Origin of the sequence: Rhodanobacter sp. OR87 (assembly GCF_000473345.1) — a bacterium.
In the GTDB taxonomy this organism is placed as follows: Bacteria; Pseudomonadota; Gammaproteobacteria; order Xanthomonadales; family Rhodanobacteraceae; genus Rhodanobacter; species Rhodanobacter denitrificans.
This window is the reverse complement of record NZ_AXBJ01000012.1, coordinates 61,141-76,201: the sequence shown is the minus strand read 5'-3', so window position 1 is coordinate 76,201 and position 15,061 is coordinate 61,141. Positions and strand designations below refer to the sequence as shown.

At 67.0% G+C, this 15,061-nt stretch carries 13 protein-coding genes and 1 tRNA gene; 2 read left to right on the top strand and 12 right to left on the bottom strand.

Features of this window, described 5'->3' with window-relative positions:
* Positions 1-10: 10 nt before the first annotated feature.
* Positions 11-1,402, bottom strand: a complete 1,392-nt coding sequence (locus tag RHOOR87_RS0112220; protein WP_027485160.1) for an FAD-binding oxidoreductase — start codon at positions 1,400-1,402, stop codon at positions 11-13.
* 115 nt (positions 1,403-1,517) lie between these two features.
* Here RHOOR87_RS0112220 and serA point away from each other — a divergent pair, with 115 nt between their 5' ends.
* Entirely contained in the window at positions 1,518-2,750 is a 1,233-nt protein-coding gene (gene serA, locus RHOOR87_RS0112215) for a phosphoglycerate dehydrogenase (RefSeq protein ID WP_027485159.1), read from the top strand.
* 130 nt (positions 2,751-2,880) lie between these two features.
* On the opposite strand, the gene RHOOR87_RS0112210 is transcribed toward serA, so the two are convergent.
* The 9 genes from RHOOR87_RS0112210 to thrS form a co-directional block, all read right to left on the bottom strand.
* A tRNA-Pro gene (locus RHOOR87_RS0112210) sits at positions 2,881-2,957 on the bottom strand.
* A 51-nt stretch (positions 2,958-3,008) separates the two neighbouring features.
* Positions 3,009-3,365, bottom strand: coding sequence for a MerR family transcriptional regulator (locus tag RHOOR87_RS0112205; RefSeq protein WP_007512073.1), 357 nt, complete (start codon positions 3,363-3,365; stop codon positions 3,009-3,011).
* Positions 3,346-3,645 carry an integration host factor subunit alpha gene (ihfA, locus tag RHOOR87_RS0112200; protein ID WP_007512071.1) on the bottom strand — a complete coding sequence of 100 codons (300 nt, stop codon included), beginning with the start codon at positions 3,643-3,645 and terminating at the stop codon, positions 3,346-3,348. Before ihfA ends, RHOOR87_RS0112205 begins: the two co-directional genes overlap by 20 nt.
* Before the next feature lies 1 nt (position 3,646).
* Positions 3,647-6,025 carry a phenylalanine--tRNA ligase subunit beta gene (pheT, locus tag RHOOR87_RS0112195; RefSeq protein ID WP_027485158.1) on the bottom strand — a complete coding sequence of 793 codons (2,379 nt, stop codon included), beginning with the start codon at positions 6,023-6,025 and terminating at the stop codon, positions 3,647-3,649.
* Between the two features lie 22 nt (positions 6,026-6,047).
* Positions 6,048-7,043, bottom strand: coding sequence for a phenylalanine--tRNA ligase subunit alpha (gene pheS / locus RHOOR87_RS0112190; protein WP_007512067.1), 996 nt, complete (start codon positions 7,041-7,043; stop codon positions 6,048-6,050).
* A gap of 97 nt (positions 7,044-7,140) precedes the next feature.
* Positions 7,141-7,500 carry a 50S ribosomal protein L20 gene (gene rplT, locus RHOOR87_RS0112185; RefSeq protein WP_007512065.1) on the bottom strand — a complete coding sequence of 120 codons (360 nt, stop codon included), beginning with the start codon at positions 7,498-7,500 and terminating at the stop codon, positions 7,141-7,143.
* An 11-nt stretch (positions 7,501-7,511) separates the two neighbouring features.
* Positions 7,512-7,709: a 50S ribosomal protein L35 gene (gene rpmI, locus RHOOR87_RS0112180; protein ID WP_007512063.1), complete on the bottom strand. Its 198-nt coding sequence runs from the start codon at positions 7,707-7,709 to the stop codon at positions 7,512-7,514.
* A gap of 320 nt (positions 7,710-8,029) precedes the next feature.
* Positions 8,030-8,554 carry a translation initiation factor IF-3 gene (gene infC, locus RHOOR87_RS0112175; RefSeq protein ID WP_304412458.1) on the bottom strand — a complete coding sequence of 175 codons (525 nt, stop codon included), beginning with the start codon at positions 8,552-8,554 and terminating at the stop codon, positions 8,030-8,032.
* 44 nt (positions 8,555-8,598) lie between these two features.
* Positions 8,599-10,500, bottom strand: coding sequence for a threonine--tRNA ligase (gene thrS / locus RHOOR87_RS0112170; protein ID WP_027485157.1), 1,902 nt, complete (start codon positions 10,498-10,500; stop codon positions 8,599-8,601).
* A 260-nt stretch (positions 10,501-10,760) separates the two neighbouring features.
* Between thrS and RHOOR87_RS0112165 the strand changes: the two genes are divergently transcribed.
* On the top strand, positions 10,761-11,771 hold the full coding sequence (locus RHOOR87_RS0112165; RefSeq protein WP_027485156.1) for an NAD-dependent epimerase: 1,011 nt from the start codon (positions 10,761-10,763) through the stop codon (positions 11,769-11,771).
* Between the two features lie 102 nt (positions 11,772-11,873).
* Here the strand turns inward: RHOOR87_RS0112165 and RHOOR87_RS0112160 are convergent, their stop codons facing one another.
* Positions 11,874-12,323, bottom strand: a complete 450-nt coding sequence (locus RHOOR87_RS0112160; RefSeq protein WP_015447109.1) for a CopD family protein — start codon at positions 12,321-12,323, stop codon at positions 11,874-11,876.
* 61 nt (positions 12,324-12,384) lie between these two features.
* Positions 12,385-15,018 carry a [protein-PII] uridylyltransferase gene (glnD, locus tag RHOOR87_RS0112155; RefSeq protein WP_015447108.1) on the bottom strand — a complete coding sequence of 878 codons (2,634 nt, stop codon included), beginning with the start codon at positions 15,016-15,018 and terminating at the stop codon, positions 12,385-12,387.
* Positions 15,019-15,061: the final 43 nt, after the last annotated feature.

Here is a 15,061-nt window from a genome sequence, read left to right as displayed (position 1 = left end):
TTCCCGGCCCTCAATCCGCTGCGAACAGCTTGCCGGGATTGAGGATGCCATTGGGATCGAACACCTGGCGCACGCCGCGCATCAGCGCGATTTCCGCCGCGCTGCGGGTGCTTTCCAGATAGGCCCGCTTGACCAGGCCGATGCCGTGTTCGGCCGAGATGCTGCCGCCATGGCGCTGCAGCGTTGCCGCCAGCAGCGTGGTGACGTGCTCGCACTGCGCGATGAACGCATCCTCCGCCAGGCCGTCCGGACGCAGCACGTTGATGTGCAGGTTGCCGTCGCCGATATGGCCGAACCAGACCACCTCGGCCTGCGGATACTCGCGCGCCAGCAACGCCTGCATCTCGTGCAGGAACGCCGGCACCGCACTGACCCGCACCGAGACATCGTTCTTGTACGGCCGCCGCGGCGCCAGGCTCTCGGTGATGCCTTCGCGCAGCCGCCACAGTGCGGCGGCCTGCGCCTCGCTCTGTGCGATCACGCCGTCGCTGACCCAGCCCTGTTCCAGCGCACGCTCGAATGCGCTCAACGCAGCCTCCTGCTGCCGTTCGTCGGCCGCATCGAACTCGCACACCACGTAGTACGGGTAGTCGCCGTCGATGGCGCGCTGCGCGCCGTGCGCCAGCACGTGACGCAAAGCATGGTCGGTGAAGAACTCGAACGCCTGCAGCACCAGCCGTGCGCGGAACAGCGCGAACACCTGCATCAGCGCATCCATGTCCGGCAGCGCCAGCAGCATCACCTGCGACGGCGGCGGCGGATTGGTCAGCTTCAGCGTGGCTTCGACCACGATGCCCAGCGTCCCCTCCGAACCGATCAGCAACTGGCGGAAGTCGTAGCCGCTGGAGTTCTTGATCAGGCCGCGGTTCAAGTCCAGCAGTTCGCCGTTGCCGGCCACCACCTTCAGCCCGGCAATCCATTCGCGTGTGTTGCCGTAGCGGATCACCCGGATGCCGCCGGCGTTGGTGGCGATGTTGCCGCCGATCGAGCACGAGCCGCGCGCGGCGAAATCCACCGGGTAGAGCAGGCCGTGCTCGCGCGCGGCGTCGTGCACATGCTGCAGGACCATTCCGGGCTGCACGGTGAGCGTGCGGTCGACCGCGTTGAAATCCAGCAGCCGGTTCATCCGCTCCAGGCTCAGCACCAGCTCGCCGTTGGCCGCCACCGCGCCGCCGGACAGGCCGGTGCGCCCGCCTGACGGCACGATCGCCACGCGCAGCTCGTTCGCCCAGCGCACGATCGCCTGCACCTCCTCTGCGCCGGCCGGCAGCGCGATCGCCAGTGGCGCCGGCGTCCAGCGACGGGTCCAGTCGCGGCCGTAATGCTCCAGTTCGGCGGCCGTCGCGAGCAGGCGCAGTGCCGGCAAGCGGCGGGACAGTTCGGCGAGGCGTGGGTCGGACATGCTTCGGCTCCAGGGGCATTTCCGCAGCCTGCCAGCCGCTTCGCTCCGCGTCCAGTGCTGCAGTGCCGCAAATCTGGCATAGTGGCCGACAACTCCACTCGACCCGGGACGACGCATGCAGACCTCCTACCCCCGCCAGGACATCAAGGTATTGCTGCTGGAGGGCGTCAGTGCCAGTGCGGTCGACAACTTTCGCCGCGCCGGCTACAGCCAGGTCGAGCTGCATGCAAAGTCGCTGCCGGAAGACGAACTGAAGGCGCGCATCGCCGACGCGCACATCGTCGGTATCCGCTCGCGCACCCAGCTCACCGCCGACGTGCTGGCCCAGGCCAAGCGGCTGATCGCGGTGGGCTGCTTCTGCATCGGCACCAACCAGGTGGACCTGGCCGCCGCGCGCAGGCTCGGCGTGCCGGTGTTCAACGCGCCTTATTCCAACACCCGCAGCGTGGCCGAGCTGGTGATCGCCGAGGCGATCATGCTGCTGCGCGGCATCCCGCAGAAGAACGCGCAGTGCCATCGCGGCGGCTGGGCCAAGTCGGCCAGCGGCAGCTACGAGACGCGCGACAAGGTGCTCGGCATCGTCGGCTACGGCCACATCGGCACCCAGGTCGGCGTGCTGGCCGAGAGCCTGGGCATGCGGGTGATCTTCCACGACATCGAGACCAAGCTGGCGCTCGGCAATGCCCGCGCCGTGTCCAGTCTGGACGAATTGCTGGAACGCGCCGACGTGGTCACCCTGCACGTGCCGGAGACCCCCGCCACCCGGCTGATGATCCGCCGCGAGCAACTGGCGAAGATGCGCGCCGGCGCGATGCTGATCAACGCTTCGCGCGGCAGCGTGGTGGACATCGACGCGCTGGCCGCGGTGCTGCGCGCAGGCCATCTGGCCGGTGCCGCGGTCGACGTGTTCCCGACCGAGCCCAAGGGTAACGACGACCCCTTCGTCTCGCCGCTGATCGGCCTGGACAACGTGATCCTGACCCCGCACATCGGCGGCAGCACGCTGGAGGCGCAGGACAACATCGGCATCGAGGTGGCCAGCAAGCTGGTCCGCTACAGCGACAACGGCTCCACCCTGTCGGCGGTGAACTTCCCCGAAGTGGCCCTGCCCGAACACCCGCACAGCCGCCGGCTGCTGCACATCCACCGCAACGTGCCGGGCACGCTGTCGCGCATCAACGAACTGTTCTCGGCCGGTAACATCAACATCGACGCGCAGTTCCTGCAGACCGACAGCGAGGTGGGCTACGTGGTGATCGACGTCAGCGCCGACGAGGCCCAGGCCAGCGAGCTGAAGGCGAAGCTCGCGGCGATCCCGGGCACGCTGCGCAGCCGCGTGTTGTATTGAGAGGCCGGGCATCGGGAATCGGAAGAGCCGAAGCGGCGATTCCACCTGCTTTTCCGGTTCCCCCTGCCCACCCTCATTTGCGACATGAAAAAAGCGCCCATCGGGCGCTTTTTTCATGTCCAGGCCGAATTGGTCGGGGCGGCCGGATTCGAACCGACGACCCTCTGCCCCCCAGGCAGATGCGCTACCAGGCTGCGCTACGCCCCGACTACGGCAAGCTGGCAAGTCTAACAGCTTGTGCGGCGCGTCCGGAAGCCTTCAGCGACGCAGCAGGGTCAGCACTTCTTCCAGTTCCATCCGCACCTGGCGCACTATCTGGTGCGAGATGCTCGCTTCCATCCGCGCCTGCGGGCCTTCCAGACGCGCACGCGCGCCGGTGATGGTGAAGCCCTCGTCGTACAGCAGCGAGCGGATCTGGCGGATCATCAGCACGTCGTGACGCTGGTAGTAGCGGCGGTTGCCGCGGCGCTTGACCGGATTGAGCGCAGGGAACTCCTGCTCCCAGTAACGCAGTACGTGAGGCTTCACACCGCACAACTCGCTGACCTCACCAATGGTGAAGTAGCGCTTGGCCGGGATGGCAGGCAGTTCGGTGTTATTCCCTTGGTCCAGCATAGCCCTCGACTCTTACCTTGAGTTTCTGTCCAGGCCGAAACGTCACCACGCGCCGGGCGGAGATCGGAATCTCCTCGCCGGTCTTCGGATTGCGTCCGGGCCGCTGGTTCTTCAGTCGCAGGTCGAAATTGCCGAAGCCGGACAGCTTCACCTGTTCGCCGTTTTCCAGGGCTCCGCGAACCACCTCGAAGTAGGCGTCCACGAACTCCTTCGCCTCACGCTTGTTGAGGCCCACGTCGAGGAAAAGCCGCTCGGCCATTTCCGCCTTGGTCAGCGCCATCTCACCCTCGCAGCTTTGCCTTGCATGATTGCTCCAACGCAGCTATCGCATCACGTACGCAACGGTCCGCGTCGTCGTCGGTAAGCGTGCGTGAAGCGTCCTGCAAAATCAAGCCCATAGCGAGACTTTTTCGGCCTGCTTCGACTCCCTTGCCGCGGTAACGGTCAAACAGGCGCAATTCCCTCAGCCGTTCGCCCAGCGTGCCGCGAACCACCTGCTCGATTTGTGACCAACGGACCGCTTCGGGCAGGTCCACCGCGATGTCGCGGCGCACGGCCGGGAACCGGGGTACCGCCTGCGCCCGGGGCAGGCGACGGGTCAGCAGCGGCTCCAGCGCCAGCTCCAGCACGTGCACGTCCGGGCCCAGATCGAGCGCCTTGGCCAATTGCGGGTGCAATGCGCCCAGGTAGCCCACGGTGAGGCCATCCCGCGCCACCCGGGCGCCGCGCCCCGGGTGCAGCCAGCCCGGCAGGTCATCGGCATGCACCGACCAGCGCCGGGGCTCGCCGCCCCAGGCGATCAGTGCGTCCAGGTCGCCCTTGAGATCGAAGAAATCCGGCACCCGCGACGGCTCGCCCCACTGCTCGGCACGGGCAGCGCCACAGGCCACGATGGCCAGGCTCGGGGTTTCCACCGGCGGGTTGCCCTCAGCAAATACCCGCGCAACCTCGAACAGCCGCACCCGCTCTTGCTGTCGCGCGCGATTGTGGCGCAGCGCCTCGACCAGCCCCGGCAACAGCGAGGGTCGCATCACCGCCAGGTCGGCCGACAACGGATTGGCCAGCGGCACCAGGTGCTCGGTGAAACCCCAGTCCGCCAGCAGGTCGGTCGCCACGAAGGACAGATTCACTGCCTCGTAGTAGCCGCGCGCAGCCAGCTGTTCGCGCAGCGCCAGCTCGCCGATGCGTGCCTCCGGCTCGATCGCCAGGGTCAGCGCGCCGGCCGGCGTCGCGGTGGGGATGTTGTCGTAGCCGAAGATGCGCGCGACCTCCTCGATCAGGTCCTCCTCGCGCTCGATGTCGAAACGGCTGCTCGGCGCGGTAACCCGCCAGCCGTCGGCGGTCGTTGCCACCTGCATGCCCAGCGCGGTGAAGATGCGCGCCACCTCGGCCTCGGCCACGTCCACGCCGAGCACGCGCTGCAGGCGCACGCGGCGCAAGGCGACCGGAGCCGGCATCGGCAGATCGGCCGGGTTCTCTGCCGCCAGCACCGGGCCGGCTTGGCCGCCGGCGATCGCCAGCAGCAGCTCACTGGCGCGCTCCAGGGCGCGGCGCGGCAGCTCGGGGTCGACGCCGCGCTCGAAGCGGTGCGAGGCATCGGTGTGCAGGCCCAGCTTGCGTGCGCGGCCCATGATCGCGGCCGGCGCGAAGTGCGCGGATTCCAGGAAAACGTTGCGCGTGGCGTCGCTGACGCGCGAGTCGTGGCCGCCCATCACGCCAGCCACGGCCAGCGCCTTCTTCTCGTCGGCGATCAGCACGAAGCTCTCGTCCAGCTTCGCCTCGTTGCCGTCGAGCAGCTTCAGCGTTTCGCCAGCGTGCGCGTGGCGCACGATGATGTCGCCTTCCAGCGTGTCGTTGTCGAACGCGTGCAGCGGCTGGCCCAGCTCCAGCATCACGTAGTTGGTGACGTCGACCACCGCGCTGATCGGGCGCAGGCCGGCGCGACGCAGGCGCTCGGCCAGCCACAGCGGCGAGCGCGCCGCCGGGTCCACGCCTTCGATGATGCGACCGAGGTAGCGCGGCGCGTCCTTGCCTGCCTCCAGGCGAATGCCGCGACGCGCGTTGCTGGTCACGGGCACCGTCGCCGATGCCGGCAGCCTCACCGTGCTGCCGAACAGCGCGGCCACGTCGTGGGCCAGGCCGACCAGGCCCAGGCAATCGGGGCGGTTCGGCGTCAGCTTCAATTCGAAGCTGGCGTCGGGCAGGCCGAGGTAGCCGGCCAGCGGCTGGCCGACTGGCGCATCCGTCGGCAACTCCAGCAAGCCGGAGGCGTCGGTGTCGATGCCCAGCTCCTTCGCCGAGCACAGCATGCCGAACGACTCCACGCCGCGCAGCCTGGCCGCCTTGATGCGGATGCCGCCAGGCAAGGTGGCGCCGATGGTGGCCAGCGGCACGTTGATGCCGACTCGCGCATTCGGCGCGCCGCAGACGATCTGCAGCGGCTCGCCCTGCCCCGCGTCAACCTTGCATACCTGCAGGCGGTCGGCTTCGGGATGCTTCTCGGCGGCGACGATCCTGGCCACCACCACGCCAGCCAGGCCGTCACCCAGCGGGGTGAGTTCTTCCACTTCCAGCCCGGCCATGGTCAACGCATGGGCCAGCTCGGCGCGGTCGGCCTGGATCTCGACCAGCTCGCGCAGCCAGTTCTCGGAAAATTTCATGCTCGTGGATTCCCGGATGCGATCAGGCAAACTGCCTGAGGAAACGCAGGTCGTTCTCGAAGAACGCGCGCAGGTCGGACACGCCGTAGCGCAGCATCGCGAAGCGTTCGACACCGAGGCCGAAGGCGAAACCGGTGTAGCGTTCCGGGTCGATGCCGCAGTTCTTCAGTACGTTCGGATGGACCATGCCGCAGCCCAGTACTTCGAGCCAGCGCGTCGAACCATCTTCGGCATCCCAGCGGATATCCACTTCGGCCGAAGGTTCGGTGAACGGGAAGTAGCTGGGGCGGAAGCGCATCTCGAAGTCGCGCTCGAAGAACGCGCGGATGAACTCGGCCAGCGTGCCTTTCAGGTCGGCGAAGCTGGAGGTCTCGTCGACCAGCAGGCCTTCGATCTGGTGGAACATCGGCGAGTGGGTCTGGTCCGAATCGCTGCGGTAGACCTTGCCCGGCGCGATGATGCGGATCGGCGGCTGGCGCCCGGCCATGCTGCGGATCTGCACCGGTGACGTATGCGTGCGCAGCAGGCGACCGTCACCGAAGTAGAAGGTGTCGTGCATGGCGCGCGCCGGATGGTGCGGCGGGAAGTTCAGCGCCTCGAAGTTGTGCCAGTCGTCCTCGATCTCCGGGCCATCGGCACGCTGGTAGCCGAGCCGCGCGAAGATCGATGCGATGCGTTCCAGCGCACGGGTGACCGGGTGGATGCCGCCGCGCTCGCCGTCGCGGCCGGGCAGCGAGATGTCGATGGATTCGGACGCGAGCCGGCGATCCAGCTCGGCCTGCTCCAGCAACTGCTTGCGCACCGCCAGCGCGTCGGCAAGGCAGTCCTTCACCTTGTTCACCTCGGCGCCGCGCGCCTTGCGCTCCTCCGGCGCCAGTGCACCCAGCGTCTTCAGTGCAGCGGTGACGACGCCGCTCTTGCCCAGCAGTGCGACGCGCAGCGCGTCGAGCGCCTCCAGCGTGTCGGCCTTGTCTATATCGGCCAGCGCCTGCGCGGCCTGGCGTTCCAAATCATCCATCGGTGCAATCCCGGTTCGGACGTCCAAAAACGAAAACGGGGAGGAGGCGTGTGGCCTCCTCCCCGCTTGATGCGCATTCTATCGTCGCAAGCGACGATCAAGCAGCCAGGGCAGCCTTCGCCTTGTCAGCAATGGCCCCAAACGCCTTGATGTCGTGCACGGCGATATCAGCGAGAACCTTGCGGTCGACCGTGATGCCGGCCTTGGAGAGGCCATTGATCAGGCGGCTGTAGGACAGGCCGAACATGCGCGCAGCAGCGTTGATGCGCACGATCCACAGTGCACGGAACTGGCGCTTGCGCTGCTTGCGGCCGATGTACGCGTACTGGCCGGCCTTGACCACGGCCTGGTTGGCAACGCGGAAGACCTTGCGGCGGGCGTTGTAATAGCCCTTGGCGCGGCCGATGATTTTCTTGTGACGACGACGTGCGGTGACACCACGCTTTACACGAGCCATGGTCTATCTCCTCACAAGTACGGCAGCATGCGAGCCACGCCGGGCGCATCACACGCCTTGAGGTGGTTCGGGGCACGGAGACCACGCTTCTGCTTGGTCGACTTCTTGGTCAGGATGTGCGACTTGAATGCGTGGCCGCACTTGATCTTGCCCGACGCGGTCTTGCGAAAACGCTTCGCAGCCGCTCGGTTGGTCTTGATCTTGGGCATGGGATGCTCCTTGAGTGGGACGGCCTTGCGCGGGCAGCCCCGGTTTCTGACTGATCTGGCGGCGACCGCGACCCGAGAGTCCAGCCACGCTTTCCGTCCTGCCACGATCGGTACACGACCCATCCAGGCGGGTCGAACCGGTGATTATACTGGCTCAAAAAGCCAAACACCAGCACGAAGTGCTGACGATGGCATCCTCTCCCTTCGGGAGAGGATTGAAGTGAGGGTGCGGCTTGCCCGCAGCTCATGGAAACGATGCTTCAGGCCCTGCGACGCGAAGAGCATCGCCCGCAAGCGGGCTCCTACCAAAGACGCTCGGCTTACTTCTTCTTCGGGCCGATCATCATGACCATCTGGCGCCCTTCCAGCCGCGGGAAGGACTCGACCTGGCCGTTGTCGCCGACGTCTTCCTGGATCTTCTTGGCCAGGTTCTGGCCCAGGTCCTGGTGCGACATCTCGCGGCCGCGGAAACGGATGGTGACCTTGACCTTGTCGCCCTCTTCCAGGAAGCGGAGCATGTTGCGCAGCTTGATCTGGTAGTCGCCCACGTCCGTCACCGGACGGAACTTCACTTCCTTGATCTCGACCTGCTTCTGCTTCTTCTTGGCGGCCTGCGCCTTCTTCTGGGCTTCGAACTTGAACTTGCCGTAATCCATGATGCGGCAGACCGGGGGGTCGCCGTTCGGCTGGATCTCGACCAGATCCATGCCTGCTTCCTGCGCCAAGCTCAGCGCCTCGTCACGGCTGAGGATGCCCAGCTGTTCCGAGTCGGCGCCAATCACGCGCACTCGCGGCACGCGGATTTCCAGGTTGCGACGATTGCCCTTGTTGTCGGTGGTAGCGATACCACGATCCTCCAGAAGAAGTGATGAAACAGACCGCCCGGCGCTCAGCGCCGGATTTCGGTCTCCAGTCGTTCGACGAAGCCGGCCAGCGGCATGCTGCCCAGGTCCTCGCCGGAACGGGTACGCACGGAAACGGCACCCGTTTCCCTCTCGCGATCACCGACCACGAGAAGATAAGGCACTTTCTGCAGCGTATGCTCGCGGATTTTATAGCCGACTTTCTCGTTGCGCAAATCCGATTGTACCCGGAAACCTTTGTCGACAAGGGCTTGCGTTACCTCGCGAACGTAATCGGCCTGCGCGTCGGTGATGCTGAGCACCACCGCCTGCAGCGGGGCCAGCCAGGCCGGCAGCAGGCCGGCGTGGTGCTCGATCAGGATGCCGATGAAACGCTCCATCGAGCCGACAATGGCCCGGTGCAGCATCACCGGATGCCGTTTTTGCGAGTGTTCGTCCACATATTCGGCGCCCAGGCGCTCGGGCATCATGAAATCGACCTGCATGGTGCCGACCTGCCAGTCGCGGCCGATCGAGTCCTTCATGTGGTACTCGATCTTGGGGCCGTAGAACGCGCCCTCGCCCGGCAGTTCGGTCCACTTCACCCCGGCAGCGGACAACGCGCCGCGCAGCGCCGCCTCGGCACGATCCCACACATCATCGTCGCCGATGCGCTTGTCCGGCCGCAGGGCCAGCGCCACATCGATATCGTTGAAACCGAAGTCGGCATACACCTGCATGGCCTGGCGGTGGAACTCGGTGACTTCCGATTCGATCTGCCCGGGCGTGCAGAAGATGTGGCCATCATCCTGGGTGAACGCGCGCACGCGCATGATGCCGTGCAGCGCGCCGGACGGTTCGTTGCGGTGGCAGCCGCCGAACTCGCCGTAGCGCAGCGGCAGGTCGCGGTAGCTGCGCAAGCCCTCGTTGAAGATCTGCACGTGGCCGGGGCAGTTCATCGGCTTGAGCGCGAACGTGTGCTTCTCCGACTCGGTGAAGAACATGTTCTCCTTGTAGTTGTCCCAGTGGCCAGACTTCTTCCACAACGACACGTCCAGCACCATCGGGCAGCGCACTTCCTGGTAGCCGCTCTTCCTGTAGACGCCGCGCATGTACTGCTCGACCTGCTGCCAGATCGCCCAGCCGTTCGGGTGCCAGAACACCATGCCGGGGCTTTCTTCCTGCTGGTGGAACAGGTCGAGCTGCTTGCCAAGCTTGCGGTGATCGCGTTTCTCGGCCTCCTCCAGCTGGTACAGATACGCCTTCAGATCCTTGTCGTTGAGCCAGGCGGTGCCGTAAATGCGGCTGAGCATTGCGTTGCTGGAATCGCCACGCCAGTACGCGCCGGCCACCTTCATCAGCTTGAACGAATGCAGCTTGCCGGTGTTCGGCACGTGCGGGCCGCGACACAGGTCGGTGAACTCGCCCTGCGAGTACAGCGACAGATCCTCGGCGGCGGGAATGCCCTGGATGATCTCGGCCTTGTAGCTCTCGCCCAGGCCGCGGAAGAACGCCACCGCCTCGTCGCGCGACTTCACGCTGCGCGTCACCGGCAGTTGCTCGGCGACGAGCTTGTACATCTCCGCCTCGATCTTCGGCAAGTCCTCGGGCGTGAACGGGCGCTCGTAGGCGAAGTCGTAGTAGAAGCCGTTGTCGATCACCGGGCCGATGGTGACCTGCGCGCCGGGGAACAGCCGCTGCACGGCCTGACCCATCAGGTGCGCGGTGGAGTGGCGCAGGATTTCCAGCGCCTCGGGACTCTTCTCGGTGACGATCTGCACGCTGGCGTCGTGCCCGATCGCGAAGCTGGCGTCGACCAGCCGTCCGTCGACCTTGCCGGCCAGGGTCGCCTTGGCCAGGCCGGCGCCGATCGAGGCGGCCACGTCCTGCACGGTGACGGGGTGATCGAACGGCCTCTTGCTGCCGTCGGGTAGCGTGATTTCAATCATGGAAGCTTCTCTGGAAAAGCAAAAAAGGGCATGACGCCCTTTTCTTTGGTAAACGAAAAAACAAAGGCGTGGCGGCGGTCAGTCGTGGAAGCGGGTAGTTGCCATGTCGCACACTCGGCCGGCGCAGGCGCGGGCCACCTTGGGTCTCGTGAATGATGCCGAGACGCTAGTTTAGCCCGGATTGCCTGTCAATCCACACTTGGCGCAGCCTTGCCGGCCGCGCCCGACGGTAGAATGCCCCGATCTTCCGAGGACACTCCATGCGCATCCTGGTCACCGGCACCGCCGGCTTCATCGGCGCCGCGCTGGCGCAGCGCCTGCTGGCGCGCGGCGACGTGGTGTACGGCGTCGACAACCACAACGCCTACTACGACCCGGCGCTGAAGGAAGCACGGCTGGCGCGCTTCATCGACCATCCGAACTACACGCACCAGCGTGCCGACCTGGCCGACGCGGAGGTGCTGAATCACGCGTTTGCCGCATGCGCACCGCAGCGGGTGGTGAACCTCGCCGCGCAGGCCGGCGTGCGCTATTCGCTGCAGAACCCGCAGGCCTACGTGGCGAGCAACCTGGTCGGCTTCGTCAACATGCTCGAGGCCTGCCGCCACGGCAGCGTGGAGCATCTGGTGTACGCCTCGTCCAGCTCGGTCTACGGCGCCAACCGCAAGCTGCCGTTCGCGGTGGAGGACGCGGTCGACCATCCGGTCAGCCTGTACGCCGCCAGCAAGAAGGCGAACGAGCTGATGGCGCATACCTACAGCCATCTGTATGGCCTGCCCACCACCGGCCTGCGCTTCTTCACCGTGTACGGGCCGTGGGGCCGGCCGGACATGTCGCCGATGCTGTTCGCCGACCGCATCAGCCGCGGCGAACCGATCGACGTGTTCAACTTCGGCCACCACAGCCGCGACTTCACCTATATCGACGACATCGTCGAGGGCGTGATCCGCACGCTCGACCATCCGGCCGAACCGGACCCGGCCTACGACGCGGAGCGGCCGAACCCCGGCAGCTCGAACGCGCCGTACCGCGTCTACAACCTCGGCAACGACCAGCCGGTGCAGCTGCTGCGCTTCATCGAACTGCTGGAGCAGAACTTCGGCCGCCGCGTGGAAAAACGCCTGCTGCCGATGCAGCCAGGCGACGTGCCCGACACCTGGGCCGACGTGACGGCGCTGCGCCGCGACGTGGGCTACGCGCCGAATACCTCGATCGAGGATGGCGTGACACGCTTCGTCGCGTGGTACCGCGAATACCACCGCCTCGACTGATGCACATGCGCGCGCAGGAGCCCCCTTGCGGGCGATACTTTTCGCGGGATTCGGAATTCGCAAGAACACCGCCCGCAAGCGGGCTCCTACGACAACGCGGCCTCAGAAAGGCTTGGCGAGCACCAGCCAGATCACGGCCAGCAGCAGCAGCACCGGCGGTTCGTTGAGCCAGCGCAGCGCGCGCGAGGACGGCAGCGCGTCGCCCTTCTCGCTACGTTTGAGCATGCGCCCGGCCCAGACGAAGTAGGCCAGCAGCACGGCGACCAGGGTCAGCTTGGCGTCGATCCAGTGCGTGCCGGCGGTGACGTTCGGCAACGTCTGCGGAAACACCCGCCAGCCCTGCCACAGGGTCAGCCCGAACAGGAACGCGATGCCGAACATGTTGTGGCCGAACTTGTACAGCCGCCGCCCCATCAGTTGCAGCCGCGCCAGCACCACCGGCTCGTTCGCCGCCTCGGCCAGGTTCACCAGGATCCGCGGCAGGTAGAACACCGTGGCCATCCAGGCAATGACGAACAGCAGATGCAGCGACTTGATCAGCAGATAGGTCATGGCAAAGACACGTGGCCGCTGCGACGCGCAGCGGTCGCGATGATAGCGCGGGGATCGCCGGTCAATCCCGTGCCGGCCCGATGCGCTCCAGCAGCGCATGCAGCAGGCGATCCTGCTGGGCCGCATCGAGCGGCGCGTTGTGCCGGTCGGTGAGCTGGAAGAAATCCTCCACGCGTTCGCCGAAAGTGGCGATGCGCGCGTCGTGCACGCGCACCCCGGTGGCCAGCATCACCTGCGCCACCGCGGCCAGCAGGCCGGGGCGGTCGGTGCCGACCAGGGCCAGCTGGGTGCGGTCGCCGGCGGCGTGGAAGCTGATCTGCGGCGTCATCTGGAAATGTTTCTGGTGGCGCGACAGGCCGCGCTTGCTCGGCTGCACGCCGGCCGATTGCACCAGTGCGCGCTGCAGCCGCTGCTGCAGTTCCTCCGCGCGCGCCGCGCTGACCGGCTGCTGGCTGTCCGCATCGAGCAGCAGGAAGGTGTCCAGCGCCATCCCGGTCGGCGAGCTGAGGATGCGCGACTCCATCACCGAGAAGCGCAAGCGGTCCAGCACCGCGGTGACGGTGGCGAACAGGCCGTCGCGATCGGGCGTGTAGACAAACAGCTCGGTGCTGCCGCGCACCGACAGCGGGTGCACCGCCACCAGCGGCAGCGCACCGTGCGCGCGCAGGATCGCCGCGGTCTGCCAGGCGATCTGCTCGGGCCGATGGCGCAGGAAGCTGAGCTGCGGGAAGTCGGCCCAGACCCGCACCACATCGGCTTCAGCGTGCCCCTCGTCCAGCAGCAGCGCGAGTGCATACTCGGAACATTCGCGCACGCGCGCCCCGATGTCGCGCGGCAGCTCCACGTCGCTGCGCAAGGCGTAGCGGGTACTGGTGTAAAGGTCGGCCAGCAGCCGGTCCTTCCAGCCGTTCCACAGCCGCGGACTGGTGCCGATGATGTCGGCGATGGTCAGCAGGTACAACTGGCCGAGCCGCTCGCGATTGCCGACGACTTGCGCAAACCGGTGCACCACGTCGGGATCGGTGATGTCCTGGCGCTGCGCGGTGGTGCTCATCAGCAGGTGCCAGCGCACCAGCCAGGCGACCTGTTCGACGTCGCCGGGCGGCAGGCCCAGCCGGCTGCAGAAGACGCGTGCATCCTGCTCACCCAGCACCGAATGGTCGCCGCCGCGGCCCTTGGCGATGTCATGGAACAGCCCCGCCAGCAGCAGCACTTCCGGTACCGGCAGGCCGGCCCAGATCTCGCAGCCCAGCGGGAATTCGCGCTGTGCCGCCGGGTCGGCAAAGCGTGCAAGGTTGCGCAGCACGCGCAGGGTGTGTTCGTCGACCGTGTAGACGTGGAACAGGTCGTACTGCATGCGCCCGAACACCTTGCCGAACGCGGGCAGGATCGCCGCCAGCAGGCCGTGCCGGTTCATCCGCCACAGCGCCTCCACCGCCGGCGCGCCACGGCGCAGCAGCCGCAGGAAGGCGGCCAGCACCTCGCCGTCGTCGGCCAGCGCATCGCCATGCGCGGCGGTGGCCTGGTGGATGCGGCGCATGGTGTCAGCGCTGAAGCCGGCCACGCCGGACTGGTCCATCCGCGCGATGAAGATTTCCACCAGGGCGGCCGGCCGGCGCATGAACAAATGCGGGTCGACCGCCGCCAGGCGCTTGCCGTAGCGCACGAAATCCCTGCCCACCGGAACCGCTTCGCCCGGCGGCTCCAGCATCTCCTCGAAGCGCTCGGCCACCTGCATGCCGAGCCGCTCGACCTGGCTGGCGGCGCGGTAATAACCTTGCATGAACTGCTCGACGCCGAGATTCTTCGCGTGCTCGTCCTCGAAGCCCAGCCGCGCGGCCAGCGCGCGCTGGTAGTCGAACAGCAATCGTTCCTCGGGGCGCCCGGCCTCCAGGTGCAGCGCATAGCGGTAGCGGCGCAAGACCGCTTCGGACTGTTCCAGCAAGGCCTGTTCGGCCGGGTCGAGCAGGCCTTCGGCCACCATGTCGGCCAGGTCGTCCGCATGCGCCAGCCGCTGCCCCATCCAGCGCAGGGAGTCGAGCGTGCGCAGGCCGCCCGGGCCGTCCTTGAGGTTCGGCTCCAGGTTGTAGGCGGTATCGTCGTAGCGTGCGTGCCGCGCATTGCGTTCGGCCAGCCGGGCGGCCAGGTATTCCTGCGGCGGCCACAGCGCCGGGTCCTCCACGATGGTCTTGAGTTGCGCGTCGAACGCCGCATCGCCGGCCAGCCGGCGCGCATCCAGCAGGCTGGTGAACACGCTGGCGTCCTGCGCGGCCAGCGCGCGGCACTGCACAGGATCGCGCACCGCGTGGCCAACCTTCAGGCCGACGTCCCACAGCGTGGCGAAAAACTGTTCCAGCGCGCGCAGGCGCGCCGGTTCCGGCGACTGCACCAGCGCCAGCAGGTCCACGTCCGAATACGGAAACAGCAAGCCACGGCCGAAGCCGCCGACCGCGAACAGCGCCGCCCCGGTCACATCGCCAAGGCAGGCGGTCCACACGTGCGCCACGATGCGCGCCACCGACTCGCCGCGGCGTCGCGCCAGCACGCTGGCGTCGGCGCCATCGCGAAACGCGGTGGCCAGCATGCGGTCGACGTCGCCCAGCAGCTGCCGCAACGCCTGCCGCGCCTCCGCCGACACGCCCGAGCGCGGCACGGCTGTCGGCAGACGGGGGAGTGGCGGCAGCACGACGCTCATTGCGAAAGGAACAGGAAATGGGAAATAGGGAATGGGAAAAGCC